The following is a 20,774-nucleotide window of genomic DNA, read 5'->3' as shown; positions in this document are numbered from 1 at the left end:
TCCCCCCCTCGCGGTACTTACCCGCAGGGTATTTGTCGTGATCGATCATTATTGGTACCGCATGCCTGGGGCGAATTCGCCGGTGTAATTGAATCGAAGCCAGAGGGTTTCCAGCAGGTTGAAGTAGCCGGCCACGATCTGCGCTTCGGTCGCCGTGACAGAACCGCTCTTCACCTTGTAGCGAAGGATCTTCGACGGGTAGGCCGGGTCAGTGCTGATGTACCCCCTGTACACCAGGTTGATCTCCCTGCGGTCTTTCAAGGCGGCGCGCAGGAAGCCGGAGACACTCCCGTCGATGTTGCACAGGGCAAACTTCAGGTCCTGCTTTCCGTCACTACCCCGTTTCGGGAGAGCGATGGATATGCCACAAGCCAGAAAAGTCGCAGTGCCGCCCGTCTCCAGGCCCAACAGCAGATCCTCGTAACCGTTGGTTAGAAAGTGGCGTGCTACCCCGTCGGTCACCTCCAGGGTGCCGTGCAGAATCTCCGGCCCACCACTGGAGTAGAGCCGGTTCAGTACAAAGCTTGTCATTGTGGCCAGTCCTTATTGACCGCAAGGTCGATGATGTTCATGCCGGTGATGTACTCCGGCGCGTAGATCGCCCAGCCGCCGGTGAGGATCGGTCGCTCCCACAACTCAAGCTGAGCCCGGTATCGCCACAAGCTGACGCCGTCGAGGGTTGGACCCTCGTAGATGTCGACGAAGTGCGCCTTGTATGGCTGAAGCGCTTGCGGGGTTTTCAGGTCGCACTCGAACCACTGGCTGCCGGAGATCAAAACCTCTTCGAACCATGATTCAAACAGCTGAGCCTCCACGTCATTGAACAGCCAGTTGACTGTTGTGACGGTTGGGGTGGATGAATACTTTCGGCGATACCTGGTGCGGCCCGTTTGCATCTCCGTGCCCATCATCGGGCTGACGGGCTTAAATCCGTAACCCTCTCGGAGTGCGCACGGCAATTCCTTTGGAAACTGAATCATCGTGCCGCTCTCCCTATCCCAAGCATTTGCTGAATCGCTTTGGCGCGAGGGCCATTACTGTTGATATCGGAAACGAAAACGTCTGTTTCTTGGCGCCCTCCGACTTGCCTGGTCTGTGTTCTCCCGGCTCGGGAAGCGTCTTCGATGACGTTTACGGTCTGGGAGCCGGACGAATCGTTACTTGCACGCATCCTGTCCAGGGTCGAATCAAGCTTTGCGCTGGTCTCGGCAGTGGTGACCCGCTCACCTTTCTTGAGCAGCCAGGTACCTGTCTCCGGAACAGAGTCGATACCGTCGTGCGCCATGCCGGCCAGCGCCGCTGACGCCACGCCGGCGACCATTGGCGCCGTTGCGGCGGCAGCAGTAGCTGCGGCTGCAGGTGCCAGGACCGGCCCGACGATAGGGATTGCAGCTGTGGATGCATATGCAGCCAGTGCCGCCTGGGTGGAAGTCGCTTGGGCATTCGCGATCAGCGTCGGCGCCGCACTGGCCTGAGTCGTTTTACCAACAATCAATTGGACGGCTTGATACACCAGCCACTGAGCTGCCATGTCGGCCAGCGCCTTGATGGTGGATTTCGCAAAGTCCGTAACGAGGTTGCCCAGGGCATCGCCCGCCGTCTCGGCACCAGTCGCCACATCAGTGAAGAACTGGCTGAGACCGCTTGTTGCATCACCCAGCAAAGTGGCAGTCGCTTCTGCCGCCTGCGACGTGTAGTCCTGCGCTGCATCAACGTAGTTCTGCCAGGCATCACTGACGCCCGTCAGCCAGTTGGATTGAGCCGCATCCTGCTGGTTGTAATAGTCCTGCTGGATGACTATCCGCTCAGCAAGGGCCTCCTCAAGAAGTGCGGTCTCCTTGTCGTATCGGCTTTTGGCGTCGGGGTCACCGAGTACTTCGGCTTCCTTGTACTGCTTGAACATCTCCGCGCGCTGCTTGGCATAATCCTGCTGGATTGCCAGGTCTTCTTTCAGGCGCCCCCGCAGCTTTTCCCCGGAACCAGCGCCCGCCAGCTCCATCTCAAAGCCCTGGCGAACAATGGTGTTGCTGTCTTTCAGGTTGGCCTGCAGCGTGGCCAGCTTCAGGTCTTCCTCGTTCTGCTTCTTCAGCTTGACCTTCGAGTCGAGCTCAGCAGCCAAATCCTGAAGAACCTTCTGGCGCTCTGCGCTCACCCCTTTGAGCTTTCCGGTTTCAAGCTCGAAGGCGAGCTTTGCTACTTCACTGGCCTTGCCCTGCTTGCCAGTTGTCTCATCGATAAGGGTGATCTGGCGACGGTAGTTTTCCTCTGCGTCAACGCCGCGCTTAGTAAGAGCCTCAGCAGCCGATTTTGCGGAAGCCTTGGCTGAATCATCCGCTTTCTTTGTTGCCTCGGCAGCTTTGATCGCCGCGTCTGCACGCCTCTGAGAGGCGACGAGCAAGTCGCCCTCTCCGGCCTTTAGCCCCTCTACGAGACCTGCCTTGATACGAGCCTGCAACTTGTCCGCTTCGGTTGTTTTCCCGGCGAGCAATATCTGCTCGTCGATCTTTTTGGCCATCTCCGTATAGACCTTGGAGGTTTCGGCAACCGAATTTGAGACCACTGGCCTTTCGACGATTGCATTCAACTCCGCAATCTTTGCCTTCAAACCATCGACTGCTTCGTTCGCGTCGACTGCGGCGCCCTTCGCCTGAATTAGGTCAGCCTTCCATTTATCGAGACTTGGGCTCTGAGGAAACCTTTTAATATTTTCGTTTAGAGTGAAGATTCGAGCATTGATAGCGTCAGCAGCCATCGTCGCGCTTTCAAGTTTCTTCGTGTAGTCCGGAATGGCAGCTGCCGCCTGGTCAACCTTCATGGTGGCAAAAGAAGTATTCAGCTTGGCAATACGCTCATCTAGCGCTGCCGATGCCTTGTCCGCTTCGCTCGCCCGGGTCGCAAAATAGACAAGCGCACTCCCAGCCAACAATGCCACGCCTACCGGACCGCCAAGCAAAGCCATGGCTGCGGAGGCAGCCCTTGCAGAAGCGCTAAGCGTCGAGAGACCCGCCGCAGCGGCGGAAGACACACCGGCCATTCGTGCAAGCGTTGCCTGATAACGAATGGTGTCTGCTTGCACCAGCACGAAAGAAGCTGCAGCGCTCACCGCAGCAGCCGCCAACCTGATCGAAAGCACCCCTGCAAGCGCCACGGCGGCCTTTGCTGTTACCTCCATTGCATCTTTGGCAGCGGACGAGCCAAGAACGTCATTCAGGGCATTTACAGCGACCTTGGCACTATCGAGGCTTCCCTCACCTGTGAGCAGGTCAGAAATAGTGTTTTGCAATGCGTCTAGCGAACCGCCGAATGTATCTCGCGCAGCTGAGGCAGCCCCACCGTACGACTCCTCGAGTGACTTTAGGATAATCTGCTGAGCCCCCGCAACGTCTCCGGTAGACTCAAGTGCGACAGCAAGCTTTTTCTGCTCTTCGGAAAAACGAAAGCCTTGCTTGCTCAGAGATGTCAGCCCCTCTGAAGGAACATCTAGTGCCCTACCGATCGTTTCTGCGGCGTCTTTTACAGTTGCACCAGTTCGAGCCGCCATATCTGCGGCAGCTTGTAGCGCCCGATTGAACTGGCCACCAACAACCCCGGTAAAAGCTAGCAACGTAGTTTGGGCCTGACTGATATCCCCACCAGAAAAGGTAGTAGCCTTCGCCAAGGCATCAGCCATAGAGTTCAACTGGTCACGGTTAAACCCCGCCGACTCGCCAGTAGAGCGAAGCACTGCGCCGAGTTGTGCTTGTTCGCGCTCGGCGCTTTTTGTTTCTGTGACAAAGCGCCCGAAAATACTGGCAACCGAAAATCCTGCTACCGCACCAGCGGCAACCGTGCCAAGTGCGCTCCAAGCCGATGCAGCCTGGTTGGCTGCGTCAGTCATCTCTTTCGACGACTTTTTGGCAGCTCTGCCGGCCTGATCCATCGGCCCCGTAAAGCCTCCAATCTTTGCGATCAGGTCCAAGGTCAGGGTGCCAAGCGATCCAGCCATGGTTTTCTCCGGGCAACAAAAAGCCCGCTCATGGCGGGCTCATTTATTAAAGTAAGTCTATTTTGTTGGATGCCCGCCTTTGCTGGCATCTTGCGCAAAATAGCAGGCGTATCTAACGGCACTCATCATTGCGGCAAACAAGACAGCATATATAGCACTCGCCAATGATCCGAATATCACAGGCCAGTTCATGGTCATTTGCCCGACACCCAGGTAGTCCGTTCGAGATAACACCTCGATCCTACCAAAGTTGTACAGCACAATCAGCGCAGCGATTACAGCCATCGCCGCCATGGCCTTCGCTACAAACACACAAAAGTCCAAGCGCTCCCTATTCATAAAGCCTCCGAGTAATAGTAGCTGGCAATCTATCACCGGAGGGCTTGTCGCCATAGCCTAGGACCTACGACCAGTTTTCCACAGCCGCTTCCAGCGACTCGACACGCGGATCCATGTGCGGGGCGAAGTCCTGCTGGTAAAGCCGCGGGGCATCCTTGCCGGTCTTCGAGTTGGCGTAGAACGCCAGGATCTGCGCCAGAGCCATCTCGACGCGCATGCCCTGGTGCAGCGATCCACGCTTGGTGCGAAACTTCATCCAGACCACAAACTCGGAGTAGGTCATGCGCTCCTGCGCTTCGGCGATGGTGCAGCCGCCGATTCCATTCATGACCAGTTCGCACCAGAGCTCGTCGCTTGGATCTAGGGCTTCGTCTTTCCCACGTTCTGCACCTCGCCGATGGCGATCAACAGAAGGTTGGTCAGATCAGGGTCGAGAGCGCCCTTCTCCGGGTCGGCCTCGCCGGTGATATCGGCGACTGTAAACACTGCCTTGCCCTCGGCATCACAGATGCTGGAGGCAATTCGACAGGCCAGCGGATCGGCGCCGCGGTGAGCAGCGATGTCACCGATAGCTGTCTGGTAAGACAGCGGCCGGACAAAGCAGGTGAACGTGGACTTACCCCAGACGATTTCCTTCTCGACAGGGCGAGCAGTGAAAGCCTTGGACTTCTTCAGGTTTGCGACGTTGAGTTCCATTATGCCGATGCCTTACGAATCCAGGCGGAACCACCCGAGCGCTGGATCGACACTGTCGATGCAACCACGGCGTTCTGCGCGAAGGTGAATGGGAAGTCGGCCACGTAGCCCTGGAAAGCGAACCAGGTACGAGTGGGCGGCAGATCGAAGTCATCGCCGGCGGCCAGTGAAACCGTTGCCGCTGCGCCAGAGCCGGCGCCACCGGTAAAGGCAACAGTTGGGGGCGATGTGTAACCGGTACCTTTGTTGGTGATTGTCACACCAGTGACCACGCCACCGGCCACCGTAGCCGTACCAGCTGCGCCAGAACCACCGCCACCGGTAAAGGCGACAGTCGGGGCAGTTGTGTAGCCGGTGCCGCCAGCAGTGACCGTAGCCACGCCCAGGCTTCCGCCGGCGGCGATGGTCGGCACGATGTCTTTGCCGTCAGACCAGCCCACCACCCACTTGATAGTGGTATCGCCGTTGGCTTCCGAGAGCTGATGCAGGCGAATGTGGCTCGCGTTGTTCGGGTCAGCGTTCAGGCCAAGCGAGGCCTGGCCGGGAGTGCGCAAGCCTTTCTTGTAGCTGCGCTCATCGGCGCTGAGGCAGGTGTCCTCAATCTGCTCCGCCGGCGAGCCGCCCGGGTCGAAGCTGGTGGCGCACTCAACTTCCATGACGGTCATAGGCCCGGTGCCGGAAAGCGGCGGGACCAGTGCGTAGATCTGGGTTCCTTGGGAAAGGATCGACATGGCGTTCTCCAAATGTCGGGCATAAAAAACCCGCACTCGGCGGGGTTGGTTTGGGTTGCAGCGTTATCGAGGGACGAGCCAGCTCACATCGAAGCTGTACCGGTAATTCTTTGTGGACGGGTCGAGGCTTTCACCACCCCAGCGGATGATGTAAGCCTTCAGTTCAATAGCGTCCCTGATGGCCTTGGCAACGGCCCTGGCGTCCTTCCCCGTCGTGGCGTACACATCGACCTGCAACGTGTAGCCGTCGATGTCTGGACGCCCGGCCAGGTAGTTCTCGGGATCACCCCCGATGGTCTGCCATACCGCGTAAGGCTTTTGCCCATCCTGTGGCGCTTCGCCGAATGGATAAAGGCGCTGCGGGGTTGAGCCCAGGACTGCGATGACCCCAACGTCCTGGCCGCACACGGCGTTGATTGGTGCAAACATTAACTGCTCCTGTTCAGCTTATCGCGACGCCGAATAGCTCGATCAATTGCCCTGCGGTACTCGCTGATGAACGTATCAGTGGCTAGGGTTATGTTTTCCGATAACGCGGGCCTCATGATCGGCTGCGCATCGGTGTCTTCAGTCCCGAACTCAACAAACGCCCAGTACCTGGTATCACCACCCGGACCGCCAGGTTCTGAACCCTTCGGCCTTGATTTCGGGATTCTCGCACCGCCGAGAACACCAACACGGAAACCGAGATCTCCTGAGCGCCTGAACAACCTTCCGTTCCAGCGAACCTCGATGTTTTGGTAGATAGCCCTGGCCGTGTCCGGATCATCGACACGCTGGGCATTTTGGGTTGCAGCACCCCTCACAACCTGAGCCGCCTTGCGCAAAGCAGCGCGCCCACCTTTACGCCTTGTTTCATCGTTCACCGTGGCCAGATTCGAGAGAAGATCGTCGAGACCGACCAAGCCGAACTGAATGTCATCAGCCATCATTCACCCCCTCGGAATAGGGTAGCGTCAGGTAGTCCAAGCCGGACTTGGGGTCAGGCAGGACGCCTTGAATGTTGTAGATCCGGCCGCGGTAAACCCCACGCATCTGCGCCTTGATGTCGGTACGGCGGCGAATCACGATGCGCCCCACGACCTCAGACTGAACCGCCTGGGCAGCGATGAATTCCCTACCACTCAAAGGCTCGATAGAGGCATAGACCTTTGCAACGTCGACCCACTCGCCCGCTATAGGCTCTTGGGTTTCAGGATCAACGCCCGGAACCAGCTTCTGAAATTGAATACGGTGCCGCAGGTCGCCGGCCCTCATGGCACATCCTCCGGCTCAGGATCGACAACACCGCGCCAATTTCTGGAAGCCCAAAGGAGCGAATCCACCGCCAGGGGCAGTTCGGCAGTAATGGTGCCGATCACGACCGCTTCACGAGTCGCGTACGAGTGCCCTAGCAGCAGCAAAAGCGCTGCTTTGAAGGACGCAGGGAAGTCAGCCACCAACTTGAGTGCCGGGTTATCGCAATACCACAGCGCCCAAGCCAGAGCGGATTCAGCGTAGAGCTCGATCAGGTCGTCATCGTCTTCATGGTCGACGCGCAGATGCTTTCGCATCAAGGCTATCGGCAGCAGATCGGTGACGGGGATGCTCATTTTTTAGAACCTGCTTTCTTGGGCGAGTTGGTTGCTGGTGCTTCCTGCTCCTGCTCCTGCTCCTGCTCCTGCTCCTGCTCCTGCTCCTGCTCCTGCTCCTGCTCCTGCTCCTGCTCCTGCTCCTGCTCCTGCTCCTGCTCCTGCTCCTGCTCCTGCTCCTGCTCCTGCTCCTGCTCCTGGATTGGATCGGCCTCAACCTCTTCTGCCAAGTCCAATCCGATCAAAGCCTCGGCATATTCGTCCTTGACTTCACGAACCTCGAACTGGCTGAAGTTGCCGGCGTGGTAGTGCGAAAACTGGCGCAACGCGCGAATCCTGATCATGACGCAATCGGGGCAGTTACCTGCCCCGGCCTCGGTTATGGTGCGGTTGCGAAAGGACCGGTGATGATCGCGGTTGGCCGGTAGTGGGCCAGGGCCAGGCGCTCTTCACAGAGGATGGTCAGCATGTTCTTGACGAAGTTGTCGCGATCTTCGCGGCTGACTTCGACGGTTGCGTCCATGCGGTCCCAGACCTGGGATGCCAGATCAAAGCCGCCGACGGTGAACGTGCCCAGGGCTTGAGCTTTAGTGGCAACCACCGGCAGGCCCCACATGACCTTGGCAGCGAACGCAGCTGGTCCGCCGAAGATGTAGCGACCATCAGCGTCTTTCAGCAGCGCGATTGCGTGCCAGTCGCGCGGGTTGAGGATGATGCCGGAGGCTTCAAACTCAGACTCACTGGTCTGGAAGATCGCGTGGGCAATCTTGTCAGCACGGGTGTCACCGGTCACGTTCAGCGCTGCGTCGTAGGCCGTGGCAACCTTGTTCAGCCCGGTCAGGTTGTCGCCGGTACCGTCACCGTTCAGCAACTGCCCCTCCTCAACCAGGGCCAGGCCGAACAGCAGTCGGTTGTTCACGTACGACTCGAGCATCGGAGCATCGTCCATGACCTGGCGCGAGGCCTGAATCCAGTGAGCGATGGTTTTGACGTTCGCCGTTTCCTTGGTGAACGTCAGGTTGGACTCGGGCTTCAGCGTGCCCTCGGCGACCGGTGCAGCGCTGTTGGTAAAGATGTTCTCGCGAACATATTCCAGCGAGTTCGAGCTGATACGGCCCTGGGCGAGCAGGTCCCGAATGGTGAGGCGGCGCAGGCCTGGCATCAAAATGCCGGCATTACGCTGTGGCTCGATCAATGCGCCGGCGGAACCTGCCGTACTGCCGAGCTGCTTGTTGAAGCTCTTGACGTCGACCTTGCCCGAGGACTTGCCATCCCACGACTTTTGAAGATCGATTGCCGTTTGTTCTGCGAAGGACTTCTTCGTTTCCGGATTGTCCAGGTTACCGGCGGCAAGCTTTTGCTCCAGGTCGAACAGGCGAGTGCCGGATTTGGTCAGCTCTTCCTGGACGGTTTGGAGATCGGACTGCAGCTTTTTACTGACCGCACCGGTCTCGGTGATTTCTTTTTTCTGCGCATCGAACAGTTCAGTCATGTTCCTTTGCGATTCTTCAATAGCCTTTTGGATCTGGGCCAATTCGGACATGGTTTATTTTCCTACAGATGGGAAGGACTTGAGGCGATCCAGGATCGCGGTGATTTCGCCACCTTCGGAATCGCTCCGAACTGCGGACTTAATCCGGGCCACGAGGCCCAGAGCTTGCGACTTCGACAGTCCGACCGAATCCCTCAGCCAGTGCTCAACGTCGCGAATAGTTGTGATCGACTCCATGGATTTCATGGACTCGATTGTTGCAAGTTCATTGGCTGGAAACGTGCAGATGCTGATCTCGCGAAGGGCCGCCACGCTCTTGAACGCGCGGCCGGTCGCGATCATGTCGAAATCGTCTTTCATGACGGTGAAGCCGACAGACATGCCCTCGACAGTCTTGTGTTCCATCGCGGCGCGAAGATCGTTAGAAACAGACAGACCTGGCGTCAGCTCGCCGCGGACAATCAGCCCTTTGCTGTCCTCTTCAAGCGACTGCCATTTGCCAACAGGCAAGCCGTAGGTCTGGTGGTTGAAGAACATGCCAACCTGTCGACTCTGCGTGCTCAGGGCTTTCTTAAAAGCCCCTGGCAGGATGATGTCGCCATCTGAATCAATCACGTCAAAAACGCTGGCATACCCCTCGAAGACCCCAACTTTTCCACCGGAGTCGAATTTGATTTCCGCCTCAGCGAAGGCCAGGGTCTTTTGGATGTTTGACATTTGGCAGCTCCAGAAAAACTAAACCCCGCTAGGTGCGGGGTTTGTTTGGCCAAGTTGGGTAAGTGGTATGTTTTGCGATTGGCGCGTTGCGACATCGCCACCAGGCAGCGCAGGTCGGTTATCCAGGCGGCGCCCCTCATTCACGGTGAGCAAGCCTGTATCAACTTGAGTCTTCAGATAGTTGGCGCGCGCAGTGGAGTCGCCTCGCAGCAGCCCTTCCAGGTTATGTTCGGCGTGCAGCCTTCCCAGATCGGACGGTTTTAGAAGCCAGCGCTCAATCGCGTACTCCCACCGATTGATGTAAGGCGAAAGGGTGTACTGCAGGAATCCAAGGTTCTGCTGCTCGATACCAGAGCCCCAGCTTGTGGACTTCTCCACATCACCAACAAGATGGGGTGGAACGCCAAAGAAGCGCGCCACTTCACTCACCTGGAACTTGCGCGCCGCCATTGTCTCGGCATCCTGAGGGCTCACGCCGATGGCCTGGGTAGTGAAGCCGCCCTCGAGAATCCACAGCCGCTTCTTGACCGGCCCGCCGGATATCTCCTTGAAGTTCTCTTCGACTTGCGCACGCTGTTCCTTATTCAGCACCTTGCCGTCGCCGGTCATAAGCAACTGAGGAGACTTGGCGCCGTTGGCGTAGAAGTCCCGCTGCTGATCCTCCATCGCCACGGCAACACTTGCCGTCTTCGATGCGAATGCAATTGGCGAAAGACCGACCAGACCATTGAAGCCGAAACCCTTGAGGTGGAAGATCTCCGCTTGTTTGAAATCGGCGAACTCGGTGTCACGCCTATACCGGTAAACAACCTTTTTGTTATCCAGCCTGACATCCATTTGGGCGGATAGAAGCGGCATCAAGCTGATGACGTCGCCTGCGCTATTGCGCTCGACGAGCGCATAGGCATTGCCATAGAAGCAAAGCTGCATGGTCATTGCTTCACGGAACTCTACGGCCGTCATGTACTGATTCGGGCTGTAGCAGAGAAGCCTGGCCAGCGGGTTGTCGAGGCCAACCTTATTTCGGCTATCGCCCTTAGTTTCGAACACCGCAAGAGGCAGGCCGGCCGTGACGGTTGATATGAGGCGAACACAGGCAAACACGGTAGCGATTTGCAGGGATCTTTCGTCGGTCAGCGTAGAGTCGCCAACTTGCCCGGTCGCCGATACCGGCCCCGTCTGCGACCCCTTGTTAGGAGTGACTAGGCGCCCACCGGTGAAGAAGCTCGCCATACGCGCCCAGAAGGGACTGCGCGTGCGCAGGTCGATGCTGTAGTCGGTATCTGCCATTACATGCTCATCGGTCTGGAGAGGAAGTCGTCGACAGAGCCTTGCACCTCAGCGTTCGCTAGGATGCGGCCTATCGTCATGATCAGCGCAACGGCGCCGTCGATCTTGTTGTCATCACCCTGCTTGATCGGGCGTACGACGTCATCGTTGCCTGGCAAGTTCTTGCCGATAACGTTGCCTATACACCAGGTCATGATCGGGTTGCCGTCATGATGGAAACGGCCGGCCTCTATCGCGGCCTCCAGTTCTTTCATCGGATCGGACATGTTGGTGTAGTTCTGCGTGATCGTGACCGGATTGAAACCTTGGTCATCCAGATCGTGGCTTAGCCCCGTAGCACCGTGGGGGTCAATCGGGCATTCACGCACCGGCGCGTGATGATTTGCCTCTTTGGTGTCTTCAAGGATCTCGCGGTAGTCGACCTCGGCACCGTCGGTCACCTCCAAATGCTTGGTGTGAATCCAAGCCTGGAATCGCTCGGCCATCCTCTTGTTATCGGTGTTGAACGCTGTGTCGTAAGGAACCCAGAATTTCGGCGCGATGCTGTAGTAGTGATTCTTCCCATCGATGACGCGCCAGAACAACCGGGCTCTCGAGTTCATATCGAGCTTTCGCGCCAAGTCGAAACCGGCAATCCACTCCTGCCCCTCGAACTGTTCCAGGGTCAGCGACGTGTCTTCGCATGCCTTCCAGCTTTCCATGTTGTAGAAGCCGGACTTGGCACTTACCCAGAGGTTGAGGTGCTTCGTTTTGAAGGTGTTGGCAAAGCGGGCAGAGCGAATGGCTCGCGCCTGCTGACTCTCCAGGTACTCCTGAAACACCGAGACGCCGTGGTTCGGGTTGGCCTTGGCCAGCATCTTCGGATCGGTCCAGTCGTCGCCCTCGTCGAGCGTCCAGATCCAGCCGAACAACTCTTCGTCCGGCACGGTACCGGCCAGCATCTCAACGACCTGACGGCGCTTGTCGTAGCACGGGCCTTCAATGTCGGCGCCGGCCGTGGTGATGATGAACATCAGCGGCTGACGCCGGGCGCCCATGCCTGTGAGCATGGTGTCGTACTGGGCCGAGGTTGGGTGTTCGTGGTATTCGTCGACGATGGCGCAGCTCGGCGATGCACCGTCGCCCGGGTTACCGATCAATGGCTCGAACCGGCTGAAGTCGGACGGAATGTTCATGTTCGAGGCGTTCACCTCGATGCCGGCGGCCTGAATCAGCATCGGCGACTTGCTGACCATCAGCTTGGCGGGCCGGAAAACCTCCCACGCTTGCTTCTCTGTGGTCGCACCGGCGTACACCTCGGCACCGAATTCGCCATCGGCAACGAACATGCTGATGCCAACACCACCGGCAACCACTGATTTTCCGTTCTTCCTGGGCACTTCCCAGTAGCTTTCACGGAACCGGCGGTGGCCGCCCTTCTTCTTGACCCAGCCGAATGTAACGGCCAGGCCGAAAAGCTGCCAAGGCTCCAGCGTGATCAGCTGACGCTTGAATGCCCACTCGCCCTTGGTATGCGGGAGCAACTGCATCAGCTTGAGCTTTTTCTCTGCCTTCGCCGGATCGAACTTGAAACGGAAACCGCGCTTGCGGCTGGCCGCCAGATCATCGAAGTGCCGCTGCACTGCCTGGTGGATATAACGGCACGCCGGCACCTTACCGCGGAGCAATGACCGACCCCACGCCGTTGCCTTGTCGACATTGGGGTGGGTAGATTTGGTCATCAGGTTCTCAGCAGGTTGGCAAATTCGTTGGTTTCTTTCTCCTTGTTGCCGCCGATGAGTCGTGTGCGGCTGGCCGGATCCAGGCCCAGCATCGAACCGAATGTCACCATCTGGCGCATTGTTTCGTTCGCGGCGGTAAGCGCGGGGTTCTTCATCGGCCCACCAGTGGCCCCGGTGACTACGATGCCATGCAGCTGGATCGTTTCCTGCGCAAGGCGCCAGTTGTCGTAGGCGCTACAGAAGGCCTCAACGTTGTGCAGGTCCGTGATCGCCACCACGTTCTCCCGCAGCAGCTCCGGGACAATCATGTTCCACATGGTGGCGGCGCGCGGGCTGAACCACTCCGGCGGGTCGATCTGGGTGATCTTGGAAAACTGCGGCTCGGCTGTGTTCAGCGCGCGCTTGCCAGGGTTTCCGGCGAGTGCTTTTTTGGCCGTTGGCTTGGGTTTGCGACCACGGCCGGCGACCGTGGCGGTACCTCCCATCGCGCAACTCCTGGATTTTTAATTTCGCGGGTGTGTAAGAAGGGTTGAGGGCGCGGTCTAGAAGCGAAAAGGCCCAGACTTTCGACCCTCCCCCTCCCTTTCCGGGCGAATCATTCTCATTTGATCGTTTTTCACTGGTTTTTCTGGTTTTTTTTGCTTTCAGCGCCGGGAATTGCCGAAACCGCCATCCTCGGAGGCCGTCTTGCTGGAGTGGCACGGACCACAGAGGCTCTGCCAGTTGTTCCGATCCCAGAACAGGACCATATCGCCCTTGTGTGGGATGACGTGATCAACATCAGTCGCCGCAACCACCTTGCCTGCCTGCTCGCAACACCTGCACAGCGGATGCTTTGCCAGCCAGCCTGCCCTTGCCTGCTGCCACTTGTAGTTGTAGTGGCGCTTGGTGCTGCTTTCCCTAGGCTTGGCCCAGGTCGAACTCTTGAGTAGGTGGGCATGTTCATCGCAGTACCGAGGGTTTCGGGTCAGCGTGTTGCAGCCCTGGGCATTGCATGGCTTTTGCGGCCTCAACGGCACAGGGTGCCATCCATGTACGTCAGTGGTCGGGCATCAGGATCTTGCTCAATCTGATCCTCTGCCAGTGCCTGGATCAACAGGCCTTGCTGCTCGGCCATTCGCCCGAGGATCGCCGTCTGCTTCTTCTGCTCATCCAGCAGACCTTGAATACCTGGCTGCAACTGAGCAGTCGCACCACCGTCAAGGACAAGCAACTGAACACCCAGCCGATCAGCCAAGGGCGCCAGGTTGTCTGCCATCATTTTCCGCTGTTCCATTGTCAGTGGGCTCGGGCAAGTCACCACCAGCAGGTCGCCCTTGGCCGGGCTCACCTTCTGGATCTTGTCTGAATAGTTTTCCTGCTCGCTCATATGCCAGCCTCTTCATCTTGTTGATCCATTCGCGCCGGGCGGCGCATCCACTGCAAGCCATCACTGACCTACTCGGTTGAGCGCTTCATCCGCCTTGTCGGCAGCCTGCGCAGCGGTAGTTGCAGCCCTCGACGCCTTGTCAGCAGCCGTGCCAGTCTTGCGGGTCAGCTCTTCGAGACGCTTGTCACGTTCGTCCATGGCGGTGTCGTAGGCCTTGCGGATGTCGGATACCTGATTGCTCTGCTTCTCGGCGAGCGACCAGTACGCGGCCTGGTAGCCGAATATGGCGCCGCCACCAACGAGAGCGAGCGCGATGACCCAGACCTCGAATCGCCTCCACCAATGGCGGGCGATGAAGTTGATTGCGCATCTTTCCATCAGTTGTTACCTCCAAGCTGAGTACGCAACCGGGAGATCTCCTGGCTCTGCGATGTCACCTTGTCAGTGAGTTGAGCGACCTGACTGGTCAGCGCATCAATGCGCCCTTCCATTCGACCTACAGCTGCGGCCAGTTCATTGCGTTCTTTGGCGAACTGATCAGCTCGGGCCTCGGCCTCTTTTCGAGCGACACGCTCCGAATCAAGCAGCTCATTCAGCCGGCGCACGGTGCCAATGTCGGCATTGTCCATGACGCGCTCTGTGGCATCCCTGGAGAGGAACTTCCTCAGCCAGAGAAAGACGCCGAGCAGGATGGTGCCGCTGCCGCCCAGCCAAGCAAAGGCGCCAGGGCCGAGGTCGTTTGGATCCATCCGATACTCCAGAAACGAAAAAGCCCCGCACGGTGGCGGGGCTCAGAATTTGTGTCGTCTCTCATAACGCGCAAGATCGACATGATGGGGTTAATTTACGGCCAGTCGGCCAACAGGTCAAGCGGCATCTACAAAGATTTGCTCGCTGTCGAATATCTCGGTGGCATGGATCACCGCCTGCTCTTCGAGCTTCTCCAAACGCTTGTGGATTCCGCCTCGCCAGTTGCGGCGCGTGCGCTCCGGGGAGCCGGCCAAGTCCCAGGTATTCATGTCGTAGAACTCGGCGGGCAACACGATCATGTCCGTGGAGCGCTTGCCGCACTGGATGCCCTTGAGCTTAGGGATTGCCCAGGCTGTCAGCGCCTTATAGATGAACAATTGAGGTGCCGGTGACACCATGCGAGCCACCAGCCTGCCGATGGCACCGACCTTGTTCGCCTTGTGCGTGGAGTACTTGGCCACCAGCACGTCCCACTGGGCCGGGTCGAGCTGACGGTGCAGCAACGCATAGAGGCAGCAGTCGTAATCGAACTTGTCCCGGACCGACAGCGTGCTACCCGTGCCGCCCTGGCGCAGATCGGCGTCGATCAGCTTCTGCCATGACTGCTTGGTGCTGTTGTCGATGTTGTCTGCTGCCAGCACCCGCACCAGGGTGCCCATCACGTCCTTATACATAGCCATGGCTCAATCCCCTGTGAAGTTGGTGCCGCCGGCGCCGCGGCGGTTGTTCTGGTTGTACTGGGCTGCCGGGCCGAGCATCGGCACATGGCGCTTCAATCGTTCGATCTGTTGCTCGGCAGCCTGAAGCCGGATGCTCAACTGCGTCACCAGCACCTCCAGCGGCAGCGTCTCACCGGTTTCGGCGGTGACCCAGCCGGAGGCGTTGCACTGCACGCAGGCCAGTTCGTGGAAGACGCCCTTGATCACCGCGCGACCACGACAGGCCGGGCACTTGGCCAGGTCCAACTGAGCGGCGCGGAATGCCGGGCCGTGGGACCTGTTCATTTGGCCTCCAACAGCTGCTTGTGGACCTGGTACACATCGTCACCGAGCGGGGTGTTTGGTTCGTGGCGGACCCCGTACTTCGCGCCGGACCGCATCTGCACTTCGAGTACCGGATCGTGATTCACGGTGTAGATGAAAATGGCGCTGATATCGGCCGGGTTCACGGCGAGTCTGGTGCGCTTGATGATCTGAATCAGCATTTTTAAACCTCGCCTATGATTGTTTCTTGAATGGCCTTGCAGGCCTTGTGTTCTGCGGCTTCCGTGGCATTACCGGAATCTCCCGATCTAAAGCCGGTCAAGTCGTGAATGCGCTTGAAACCCTTCGCGTCTAGATACGCACACCACCGATCCAACGCCTCACGCTTGCGGGCCATCACGTCCGACTGGATGTACACCTTCACGTTGTGGCCCATGGCGTGGTTGATCAGCAGCTCACCGATCAGGTGGTCGATGCCGATGTCTGCCCAGCCGGTCCTGGCCACCTTGCGCAGGTCGTGGCTTGTCCATTCGCCCTGGCCCAGGCGCGTAAACACGGCACTGGCCTGGCCCTCACTGAGCGACTTGCCTTTGCGGGATGGAAACAGGAACTGCCCGTCATAGCCGCCGGACCACTGGATGTCGCGGTAAGTGATCAGCAGCTGGCGAACCTGGTCAGTGATTGGCAGATGGTTCTCGACGCCGGTCTTGGTGTTTTCGGCTGGAATGAACCACTCACGCTCTGCCAGGCTGATGTGCGACCACTGCGCCTGGCGGGTCTCGCCGATCCGAGTGCCGTGGCACAGCATCATCAGGGCCAGCATGGCGTCAGCTGGGGCGCTGGCCATTGAGTCGCGCAGCAGGGTCAGCAGGTCCTGGAGCTGGGTGACGCGCAGCCGCGACGGCTTGACCCCGACCTTGGCCTTGGAGAAGTCACTGAACTTCACGTCCTTCATCGGGTTGCTGGTGATCAGGCGCAGCTTGAATGCCTGACGGAAGGCCAAGGCCAGCAACTGGAACGCCGAGCGCACGTAGTCGATGCCGATGGACTCTTGGGCCGGCCACATGAACCGGTCATCCAGGGTGGATTTATCAACCGAGGCCAGCGGCACATCGCCCAGCAGCGGTTTCAGGTGGCACTTGATCAACGAGGCACCGGTCTTCTTGCGCTTGCTCGACAGGCTCCGGTCCCGCGCCATGCGATCGGCGTACCAGTCCAGCAGCTCGCCCACCAGCAGCCACTTGGAAAGATTGGAGCCTTCCCCGGCATCCAGACGCAGGCGAATGCCTGGCAGTGCTGCGGCGACCTGCTTGGCACTGAGGTCCGGGTACCGGCCGATCAGCTTCCACTCTCCCCTGACCACCAGGTACCAGGAGGCCCGGGCGCGGTCTTTCGCGAAGCGCAGGTACAGGCCGCGGGCTTCGATGTCGCGAAGGTCGCGAACTTCGCCGGCGGCCTGGCGCTTGATTTCGGCGTCGGTGATCTTCACGGCGGCGGTCGTCATGCGGGCACCTCGTGAGACTTCAGCTGCTCAGGGGTGAACTCGCCGCGCAAGGGCATCAGATTCTTCTCGTGCTTGATTGCCCACTCACCCCGGAATCGGCACATCCAACCCCCGATACCCGCAGCTGGGCGGAACTGATATTTCTTCCCTGTCACCGGAGAGACCACCACCTCGCCTGGCAGCACGAATCGAACGAGTTCAGCCGTCTCGCCCATATACCCTCCGGATATCACCAGTGCCAGGTCGCCGGGCTTGAAGTTATGGGTCATGCGACCGCCCTCGTTTGTGGTTGAAGTAGGTAGGCGCGGATCGCCTCAATGGCGTCGACGTGCCCGCGGCAAACGATGGCCAGGTAACCCTGATCGGTCAGCGCCTGCAGGTATGCGTCCTGGGCCGGGGACACGGCGGCGTCATACGGCGCCCGGGCCTTGAATTCGATATACAGGCCGAAGTACCCGCCGCGTGCCATCGGCAGAACCAGATCGGGAACGCCCGCCTTCACGCCCTGCTCTTTCAGCTTCATCGCCACCAGCTTGTGCCGGTGCCCACCGTTCGGGACGTGGTAGATCAGCTTCGCGGCAGCGGGATAGCGCAGGCTGACTTCCTTGATCAAGGCGGCCTGCTCCAGGCCCTCACGGTCGACGGACTTGGCGCGCACCGGATTGGCGGTGAAGGTCTTCGGGCTGAATGGTTTCAAAGTTTCACCTTCCCTTCGCTGATCAGGATGTCCTGGGTGCGCATGACGCCCTCAGCGAGGAACAAGCGGATCTCGTATTTGGTCAGCTCCCCGGGTGCGCGCAGGCGGCCGTCGGCGATGTCGTGGCAATAGCCGCAGGCCCATGCCGCCTGGAAGTCGTTCGGCTTCATGCCCATGCCACAGGTGCCGGCCAGCCGGTAGTGCGCCAGGACGGTGGTGGACGGCTCGCACGAGCAGCCTGGAAATCGTACCTGGCAGTCGCGATCGCGGGCGGCATTCGTGAGCTTGCTCATCGGGATCCCCCTGCCAACCGGGCACGCAGTTCGGCGATAGCGCCCTTCCCTACCTCAGGGGTGATTCGGGCGTCGACTTTGGCGGGCAGCGCCTTGGGCATTGGCTGAAGCGGCAAGCCGTCGAGCAAGCGCCGGATGGTGATCGTGTAATTGCGGTCGAAAAGCTTCAGGCTCAGCGCCGTGTCGAGCTTGTTCAGGCTCTCGAACCCGCACTCCTTGGCCGTGTGCCAAACCGCGTCATGGGACCACTTGCCCTGCCCCGCCATGCCTGGGTGCGCGTTCCGGCAAGCTTCACGATGTGCGGCAGCCAGAGGCGGAAGGCCGAGCATTTCGGGGGTGGGCTTGCACCATTCGATGAACTGCCCCGGGCTCGGGATGAAATCGGACACTTGCTTGCGGGCCTTGACCATGCCGAACTCGATCTGACCCTGGGTGCAAATTCCCTCATCGAGGAACGCCTGCATCCACTGCACCTTTGCAGCCTGGTACGTCTCCTTGTCCGGCCACGCTTGTCGCCAGGCCGAGCGGATCAGGCGCAACTCCTTGAACAGTTCGTTGATGGCGAAAGCCATCTGGCGGCGACCTTCGTCAGCCGGGGCTACGTTCTCGTCCGCTGCGATAAATTCGCCCGCCTTCGGGTTGGCCCATAGGTCATTCGCAATCACTGATACCTGCTTGATCACGATTGCACCCCGTTTTGCCAGTCGGTGTCGTTGTCATCGAAGTCCGATGCAGGTGCAGACCTCTGCCGGAACGGCGTCACGTTGGTGGCGGCGGTGCGGGCCTTGTCGTTGTTCACCCACTTGACCAGCATGCTCACCCACTCAGCCTGCGTGTTGACCTGGTGCTGCGGCTCGTAGTGAGCAGTGAATGCGACCCGAGCCTCTTCGGTGAACAGGTCAAGCGACAGGCCGCGGTGAAAGGCGTAGGTCTTCAAAAGCTTTTCGTCAGGCACCCAGTCGAGGGTCATTTCGCTGGGCATCCGAGGGTCGACTGGCTCGTGCGCAAAGAGAGGGTTTTGATCTTCTCTTCTCTTCTCTTCTTTAGGTAACGCATCGCTAACGCTCGAAGCGTTACTTTTGCCGTTACTCGCTTTGTGGTTTGCCACCCGCTTTGCCGTGAGAAGCCTGTTTTTAGCGGTCTTCCCGTTATGTCGGTCAAAATGCGGGAGGCTGATAACGCCGTCGATCTCGATCATCCAAGCAACCGATTTCATGTGTTCGCAGAAACCGCTAACACCGACAAGGCGATCAAGTAACTTTTTGCTAACGCTCGGAGCGTTACCTTTTTCGGTTTGCTGATCGAACCAGCCCCACACGCGCATCAGCTTGCCGACGACAGCATCAGGATCGATATCCGCCAGGTCTGCGATCTGGCAGACCTCCGGCTTGTCCAGGGTGGTGAGTTCGAATTTGATCCAGTCGCCGGCCATTACAAAGCCTCCTGAAGGACTGTTGCGAGATGGGTGATGCCTTTGCGCGTGACCATGACCTGCTCAACAACCTTCAGGTCTTCCTCGGCGCCCTTCCCAACCCTGACCAGCTTGTGTTCGAGAAGGCCTGAGGTAAGGCGAGGCTGGTAGGCCGACCATGCGGCGAAGGAAGTGCGGCGGTAGATCCAGCGGTTGTCGCTGAGCCACTTGAAGAGCTTCAGCGGGCCAATGCCAAGTTGCTTGGCGGCCGAGGTGATGCAAATTGAGCCGTCGGTGGCGGACAGGCGCTCCAATGCTTGAACCTTGGGCGCCTGCAGCTGGATGACTTGGTGTAGCGAAGCGTTCTGCTTGGCCTGATCGGCGGCGAGTTGGAGGGCTTCGGCGAAGTTGGAAGGCATCGATATGGCGTGTCGCGACACCTTTTCGAGTTCGCCAAGACGTGTCACGACACGATGGCGAAGCGGGATGCTGTACCCGGTCAGAAGCGTCTCGGTGAGCACGCGGTCAAGTTGGAACTCGGCGGTGTAACCCCGCCCGTCCTTCTCTTCCTGAAGATGGCGCAGATTTGCGCCATCCTTCTCCAGGGCTTCACGCATCACGCGGATGTCGCGGATGACATCCTTGTGTTGTTTGCCGGTGAGATCGGCGATCTCCCGGCTCGACATGCTGACTGTATTGCTTGGAGCAACAAGTGTGTTCATAATGGCCCCACAAGTTTTACTGCTGTTGAAAGGACCGCCCTGCCAGGCGGTTTTTTTATGCCTGCGATTCAGGCGGCCTTCAGCGATTCGCGCAGGATGTGCAGCGCTTCGATTGCTTCCTGAATGGCTTTCTCGCCCTGGGCTTTTTCGTGCTGGCTGATGTGGTTGTCAGCGGCGGCGTCGAAGATCAAGCGTCCAACATCCCCGCACTCGGCAGACAGATGCCCGAGAGCAACCATCAAAGGCTTGGCCGCCGGCTTCTCTCGGGCTACCAGGTCGTAGCCAAACTTGTCAGCGAGGGAAATAAGCGCGCGCATGTCACCGGTGTGCAGCAAAACGCCAAACAGATGCTCGATGGTCAGGTGGTGGGCCGAGTTATCCGGGTTCGAGCGCTGCAGCAGGCTCACGTGCGAGAGGCACATCTTCCCGGCCAGTTCTTCTGCCCCACTTTCCTTGATGGTGGTGTGGCAAGCCCTCAAGAAATCTTCCATTCGTAAAACCTC

Annotated in this window: 31 protein-coding genes and 2 pseudogenes; all 33 read right to left on the bottom strand. The window is 59.0% G+C overall.

Going from position 1 to position 20,774, the window contains the following annotated elements:
* Positions 1 to 48: 48 nt before the first annotated feature.
* Positions 49 to 531 carry a DUF1833 family protein gene (locus RGV33_RS06520; RefSeq protein ID WP_322143567.1) on the bottom strand — a complete coding sequence of 161 codons (483 nt, stop codon included), beginning with the start codon at positions 529 to 531 and terminating at the stop codon, positions 49 to 51.
* Positions 528 to 980 (bottom strand): hypothetical protein, encoded by a 453-nt coding sequence (locus RGV33_RS06515; protein WP_322143566.1) that lies wholly within the window; start codon positions 978 to 980, stop codon positions 528 to 530. The genes RGV33_RS06520 and RGV33_RS06515 overlap by 4 nt, the downstream gene beginning before the upstream one ends.
* Positions 977 to 3,985 (bottom strand): phage tail tape measure protein, encoded by a 3,009-nt coding sequence (locus tag RGV33_RS06510; RefSeq protein ID WP_322143565.1) that lies wholly within the window; start codon positions 3,983 to 3,985, stop codon positions 977 to 979. Before RGV33_RS06510 ends, RGV33_RS06515 begins: the two co-directional genes overlap by 4 nt.
* Before the next feature lie 57 nt (positions 3,986 to 4,042).
* On the bottom strand, positions 4,043 to 4,324 hold the full coding sequence (locus RGV33_RS06505; RefSeq protein ID WP_322143564.1) for a hypothetical protein: 282 nt from the start codon (positions 4,322 to 4,324) through the stop codon (positions 4,043 to 4,045).
* Between the two features lie 64 nt (positions 4,325 to 4,388).
* Positions 4,389 to 4,652, bottom strand: a complete 264-nt coding sequence (locus RGV33_RS06500) for a hypothetical protein (RefSeq protein ID WP_322143563.1) — start codon at positions 4,650 to 4,652, stop codon at positions 4,389 to 4,391.
* Between the two features lie 32 nt (positions 4,653 to 4,684).
* Positions 4,685 to 5,020, bottom strand: a complete 336-nt coding sequence (locus tag RGV33_RS06495) for a phage tail assembly chaperone family protein, TAC (protein ID WP_322143562.1) — start codon at positions 5,018 to 5,020, stop codon at positions 4,685 to 4,687.
* Positions 5,020 to 5,250: pseudogene (locus RGV33_RS06490) on the bottom strand (phage tail tube protein); the annotation flags it as partial. The gene RGV33_RS06495 and the pseudogene RGV33_RS06490, both read right to left, overlap by 1 nt.
* A gap of 159 nt (positions 5,251 to 5,409) precedes the next feature.
* Positions 5,410 to 5,751, bottom strand: a pseudogene (locus RGV33_RS06485) (phage tail tube protein); the annotation flags it as partial.
* A gap of 63 nt (positions 5,752 to 5,814) precedes the next feature.
* The gene (locus tag RGV33_RS06480; RefSeq protein ID WP_322143561.1) at positions 5,815 to 6,180 is read right to left on the bottom strand and encodes a DUF3168 domain-containing protein; all 366 of its coding nucleotides are present in this window, start codon (positions 6,178 to 6,180) and stop codon (positions 5,815 to 5,817) included.
* The gene (locus RGV33_RS06475; RefSeq protein WP_322143560.1) at positions 6,180 to 6,680 is read right to left on the bottom strand and encodes an HK97-gp10 family putative phage morphogenesis protein; all 501 of its coding nucleotides are present in this window, start codon (positions 6,678 to 6,680) and stop codon (positions 6,180 to 6,182) included. Before RGV33_RS06475 ends, RGV33_RS06480 begins: the two co-directional genes overlap by 1 nt.
* Positions 6,673 to 7,008, bottom strand: a complete 336-nt coding sequence (locus RGV33_RS06470; protein WP_322143559.1) for a phage head closure protein — start codon at positions 7,006 to 7,008, stop codon at positions 6,673 to 6,675. The genes RGV33_RS06475 and RGV33_RS06470 overlap by 8 nt, the downstream gene beginning before the upstream one ends.
* A complete protein-coding gene (locus tag RGV33_RS06465) occupies positions 7,005 to 7,343 on the bottom strand; it encodes a head-tail connector protein (protein WP_258717855.1) in 339 nt (112 codons plus the stop codon). The genes RGV33_RS06470 and RGV33_RS06465 overlap by 4 nt, the downstream gene beginning before the upstream one ends.
* Complete coding sequence (locus RGV33_RS06460; protein ID WP_322143558.1) at positions 7,340 to 7,666, bottom strand: hypothetical protein; 327 nt, start codon at positions 7,664 to 7,666, stop codon at positions 7,340 to 7,342. Before RGV33_RS06460 ends, RGV33_RS06465 begins: the two co-directional genes overlap by 4 nt.
* A gap of 35 nt (positions 7,667 to 7,701) precedes the next feature.
* Positions 7,702 to 8,865: a phage major capsid protein gene (locus RGV33_RS06455; RefSeq protein WP_322143557.1), complete on the bottom strand. Its 1,164-nt coding sequence runs from the start codon at positions 8,863 to 8,865 to the stop codon at positions 7,702 to 7,704.
* 3 nt (positions 8,866 to 8,868) lie between these two features.
* Positions 8,869 to 9,531 carry an HK97 family phage prohead protease gene (locus tag RGV33_RS06450; RefSeq protein WP_146476566.1) on the bottom strand — a complete coding sequence of 221 codons (663 nt, stop codon included), beginning with the start codon at positions 9,529 to 9,531 and terminating at the stop codon, positions 8,869 to 8,871.
* Between the two features lie 18 nt (positions 9,532 to 9,549).
* Entirely contained in the window at positions 9,550 to 10,821 is a 1,272-nt protein-coding gene (locus RGV33_RS06445) for a phage portal protein (RefSeq protein WP_322143556.1), read from the bottom strand.
* The gene (locus RGV33_RS06440) at positions 10,821 to 12,542 is read right to left on the bottom strand and encodes a terminase large subunit (protein ID WP_322143555.1); all 1,722 of its coding nucleotides are present in this window, start codon (positions 12,540 to 12,542) and stop codon (positions 10,821 to 10,823) included. Before RGV33_RS06440 ends, RGV33_RS06445 begins: the two co-directional genes overlap by 1 nt.
* Positions 12,542 to 13,027 carry a phage terminase small subunit P27 family gene (locus RGV33_RS06435; RefSeq protein ID WP_322143554.1) on the bottom strand — a complete coding sequence of 162 codons (486 nt, stop codon included), beginning with the start codon at positions 13,025 to 13,027 and terminating at the stop codon, positions 12,542 to 12,544. Before RGV33_RS06435 ends, RGV33_RS06440 begins: the two co-directional genes overlap by 1 nt.
* 159 nt (positions 13,028 to 13,186) lie before the next feature.
* Positions 13,187 to 13,561: an HNH endonuclease signature motif containing protein gene (locus RGV33_RS06430; RefSeq protein WP_198581437.1), complete on the bottom strand. Its 375-nt coding sequence runs from the start codon at positions 13,559 to 13,561 to the stop codon at positions 13,187 to 13,189.
* On the bottom strand, positions 13,552 to 13,911 hold the full coding sequence (locus RGV33_RS06425) for a hypothetical protein (RefSeq protein WP_322143553.1): 360 nt from the start codon (positions 13,909 to 13,911) through the stop codon (positions 13,552 to 13,554). The genes RGV33_RS06430 and RGV33_RS06425 overlap by 10 nt, the downstream gene beginning before the upstream one ends.
* Before the next feature lie 60 nt (positions 13,912 to 13,971).
* Positions 13,972 to 14,289, bottom strand: a complete 318-nt coding sequence (locus RGV33_RS06420; protein ID WP_322143552.1) for a hypothetical protein — start codon at positions 14,287 to 14,289, stop codon at positions 13,972 to 13,974.
* The gene (locus RGV33_RS06415) at positions 14,289 to 14,660 is read right to left on the bottom strand and encodes a hypothetical protein (protein ID WP_054917196.1); all 372 of its coding nucleotides are present in this window, start codon (positions 14,658 to 14,660) and stop codon (positions 14,289 to 14,291) included. Before RGV33_RS06415 ends, RGV33_RS06420 begins: the two co-directional genes overlap by 1 nt.
* A gap of 117 nt (positions 14,661 to 14,777) precedes the next feature.
* Entirely contained in the window at positions 14,778 to 15,341 is a 564-nt protein-coding gene (locus RGV33_RS06410; protein ID WP_322143551.1) for a hypothetical protein, read from the bottom strand.
* Between the two features lie 3 nt (positions 15,342 to 15,344).
* Positions 15,345 to 15,665: a hypothetical protein gene (locus RGV33_RS06405; RefSeq protein ID WP_322143550.1), complete on the bottom strand. Its 321-nt coding sequence runs from the start codon at positions 15,663 to 15,665 to the stop codon at positions 15,345 to 15,347.
* Positions 15,662 to 15,865 carry a hypothetical protein gene (locus tag RGV33_RS06400; protein WP_214247870.1) on the bottom strand — a complete coding sequence of 68 codons (204 nt, stop codon included), beginning with the start codon at positions 15,863 to 15,865 and terminating at the stop codon, positions 15,662 to 15,664. The genes RGV33_RS06405 and RGV33_RS06400 overlap by 4 nt, the downstream gene beginning before the upstream one ends.
* Positions 15,866 to 15,867: 2 nt before the next feature.
* Entirely contained in the window at positions 15,868 to 17,148 is a 1,281-nt protein-coding gene (locus RGV33_RS06395) for a tyrosine-type recombinase/integrase (protein ID WP_322143549.1), read from the bottom strand.
* Complete coding sequence (locus RGV33_RS06390) at positions 17,145 to 17,417, bottom strand: hypothetical protein (protein ID WP_177039639.1); 273 nt, start codon at positions 17,415 to 17,417, stop codon at positions 17,145 to 17,147. Before RGV33_RS06390 ends, RGV33_RS06395 begins: the two co-directional genes overlap by 4 nt.
* Positions 17,414 to 17,845, bottom strand: coding sequence for a VRR-NUC domain-containing protein (locus RGV33_RS06385; protein WP_322143548.1), 432 nt, complete (start codon positions 17,843 to 17,845; stop codon positions 17,414 to 17,416). Before RGV33_RS06385 ends, RGV33_RS06390 begins: the two co-directional genes overlap by 4 nt.
* Entirely contained in the window at positions 17,842 to 18,138 is a 297-nt protein-coding gene (locus RGV33_RS06380; protein ID WP_177039641.1) for a DUF1364 domain-containing protein, read from the bottom strand. Before RGV33_RS06380 ends, RGV33_RS06385 begins: the two co-directional genes overlap by 4 nt.
* Positions 18,135 to 18,821, bottom strand: a complete 687-nt coding sequence (locus tag RGV33_RS06375) for a replication protein P (RefSeq protein ID WP_322143547.1) — start codon at positions 18,819 to 18,821, stop codon at positions 18,135 to 18,137. The genes RGV33_RS06380 and RGV33_RS06375 overlap by 4 nt, the downstream gene beginning before the upstream one ends.
* Positions 18,818 to 19,570, bottom strand: coding sequence for a DnaT-like ssDNA-binding domain-containing protein (locus RGV33_RS06370; RefSeq protein WP_322143546.1), 753 nt, complete (start codon positions 19,568 to 19,570; stop codon positions 18,818 to 18,820). The genes RGV33_RS06375 and RGV33_RS06370 overlap by 4 nt, the downstream gene beginning before the upstream one ends.
* Entirely contained in the window at positions 19,570 to 20,271 is a 702-nt protein-coding gene (locus RGV33_RS06365; protein ID WP_322143545.1) for a phage antirepressor KilAC domain-containing protein, read from the bottom strand. The genes RGV33_RS06370 and RGV33_RS06365 overlap by 1 nt, the downstream gene beginning before the upstream one ends.
* A gap of 68 nt (positions 20,272 to 20,339) precedes the next feature.
* Positions 20,340 to 20,762 (bottom strand): phage regulatory CII family protein, encoded by a 423-nt coding sequence (locus RGV33_RS06360; protein WP_105525157.1) that lies wholly within the window; start codon positions 20,760 to 20,762, stop codon positions 20,340 to 20,342.
* Positions 20,763 to 20,774: the final 12 nt, after the last annotated feature.

The sequence above is a fragment of the Pseudomonas sp. Bout1 genome (genome assembly GCF_034314165.1).
Lineage (GTDB): Bacteria > Pseudomonadota > Gammaproteobacteria > Pseudomonadales > Pseudomonadaceae > Aquipseudomonas.
This window is presented reverse-complemented; position numbering and strand designations above follow the sequence as displayed.